The 2,397-nt window shown below is 68.3% G+C and carries 3 protein-coding genes; all 3 read left to right on the top strand.

The features are described from left to right. Positions 1-383, top strand: a 383-nt coding sequence (locus E1261_RS44400; protein ID WP_476703280.1) for a polyamine aminopropyltransferase, incomplete at its 5' end; no start/stop codon positions are given. 10 nt (positions 384-393) lie between these two features. Then, a complete protein-coding gene (locus E1261_RS44395) occupies positions 394-1,794 on the top strand; it encodes a class II fumarate hydratase (RefSeq protein WP_132416341.1) in 1,401 nt (466 codons plus the stop codon). Continuing rightward, the coding region (locus E1261_RS44390; protein WP_238176850.1) for a DUF402 domain-containing protein at positions 1,791-2,397 on the top strand (607 nt) is incomplete at its 3' end. The genes E1261_RS44395 and E1261_RS44390, both read left to right, overlap by 4 nt.

The following is a 2,397-nucleotide window of genomic DNA, read 5'->3' as shown; positions in this document are numbered from 1 at the left end:
AGCCTGAGCTGGTGGGGTGGATGCGGGGCGGGTTGGTGCCTTCGGTGCTCGACGATCCGCGGGTGTCGGTGCAGGTCGGGGACGTGCGGGCGGTGATCGCGGCGGCGCAGAAGGCGTCGTACGACGCGATCCTGCTGGATGTGGACAACGGGCCGGACTTCCTTGTGTACAACGAGAATTCGGCCATCTACGAGTCGTCGTTCCTGAGCGTCTGCCGGGAGCGGTTGCGGGCCGGTGGCGTGCTGACGGTGTGGTCGTCGTCGGAGTCGCCGGCGTTGGGGGAGGCGGTGGAAGTGGTCTTCGGGGCGTGCCAGGTGACGCCGGTCCCGGTGGTGCTGCAGGGGCGGGAGGAGCTCTACTACGTCTACCAGGGGGCGACGTAGGCTGACTGGTATGGGCGAGAACGTGGAATACCGGATCGAGCACGACACCATGGGCGAGGTCAAGGTCCCCAAGGACGCGTTGTGGCGGGCACAGACCCAGCGCGCGGTGGAGAACTTCCCGATCTCCGGCCGACCGCTCGCCCCGGAGCTGGTGCATGCGCTCGCGCAGATCAAGGCCTCGGCGGCCGTCGTGAACGCCGAGCTCGGGGTGCTGGACGCGGAGCGGTCGGCCGCGATCGTGGCCGCGGCCGATCAGGTGACCTCGGGGGCGTTCGACGCCGAGTTCCCGATCGACGTGTTCCAGACCGGTTCCGGTACGTCGACCAACATGAACGTGAACGAGGTTCTCGCGACCCTGGCAACCCAGGCGGGCGTGGACGTGCATCCGAACGACCACGTGAACGCGTCGCAGTCGAGCAACGACACCTTCCCCTCGGCGATCCACGTGGCGGCGACGGCCGGGGTCGTCCGCGAGCTGCTGCCGGCGCTCGACGTACTGGTGGAGTCGCTGTCGCGGAAGGGCACCGAGTTCGCCGAGGTGGTGAAGTCGGGGCGCACGCACCTGATGGACGCGACGCCGGTGACGCTGGGGCAGGAGTTCAACGGCTATGCCCAGCAGGTACGGCGGGGTGCGGAGCGCGTGCGGTCGTCGCTGCCGCGGGTATCCGAGCTGCCGTTGGGTGGGACTGCGGTGGGGACTGGGATCAACACTCCGCCTGGGTTCGCGGCGGCCGTGATCGTGGAGCTGAACCGCCGTACCGGTCTCGAGCTGACCGAGGCCGAAGACCACTTCGAGGCGCAGGGTGCTCGCGACGGGCTCGTGGAGTTGTCGGGGCAGCTGAAGACGATCGCGGTCAGCCTGACGAAGATCTGCAACGACCTGCGCTGGATGGGTTCCGGGCCGCGCGCCGGGCTCGGTGAGATCGCGCTGCCGGATCTGCAGCCCGGGTCGAGCATCATGCCGGGCAAGGTGAATCCGGTGATCTGCGAGGCCACGCTGATGGTCGCCGCCCAGGTGATCGGCAACGACACCACGATCACCGTGGCCGGTGCCGGCGGCAACTTCGAGCTGAACGTGATGCTGCCGGTGATCGCGCGCAACCTGCTCGAGTCGATCACCCTGCTCAGCAACGCCTCCCGCCTGCTCGCCGAGCGCTGCGTCGACGGCATCACCGCGAACGTCGCACATGCTCGCGCGTTGGCTGAGTCGTCGCCGTCGATCGTGACGCCGTTGAACCGCTACATCGGGTACGAGAACGCGGCCGCGGTCGCGAAGAGCGCCTTGAAGCAGGGCAAGACGATTCGCGAGGTCGTCATCGAGAACGGCCACGTCGCGAACGGCGATCTGACCGAAGAGCAGCTGGACGCGGCCCTCGACGTACTGTCCATGACGCGGCCGGCCGTGTCGTGACCTACTGGACTCCCGGGACCACGATCGAGTGGGTCTACGCCAACGATTTCAACCTGCCCACCGTCCGGCCGATGACGGTCGTCCGCGACGACGCCGACGGCTTGGTCGCCTGGCTCGCCCCGCGCACCCCGCTGCTGAAGACGGTGCTGGCTGACGGCCGTGAACTCCGGCACGCCGGCCCGGTCGGCATGTTCACCGAACCCCGTGTCCTGAAGCTCGACATCTGGCACGGCACCGGCATCCTGAAGGTCGCCCCCGCCGGGAAGCCCTGGTCCGTCTGGTACTTCTGGGGTTCCGACGGAACGTTCCACGGCTGGTACGTGAACCTCGAGGACCCGCACACCCGCGACTACGAGGCCCGCCGTACCACCACCCAGGACCACGTCCTCGACCTCTGGATCACCCCCGATCGGGAGATTCACTGGAAGGACGAGGACGAACTCGAAGGCGCCGTCCTGGCCGGCCGCTTCACCCAGGCCCAAGCCGACGCCATCACCGCCACCGCCCACCAGGCAGTGACCGAAATCCAAGCCTGGACCGCTCCCTTCAACGACAACTGGCAGTCCTGGACCGCACCCCCCGACTGGCCGCTCCCCTCAGCCC

Origin of the sequence: Kribbella albertanoniae, from assembly GCF_004348455.1 — a bacterium.
Taxonomy (GTDB): Bacteria; Actinomycetota; Actinomycetes; order Propionibacteriales; family Kribbellaceae; genus Kribbella; species Kribbella albertanoniae.
Note: the sequence above shows the minus strand (reverse complement) of the source record. Positions and strands in the feature narration are given on the sequence as shown.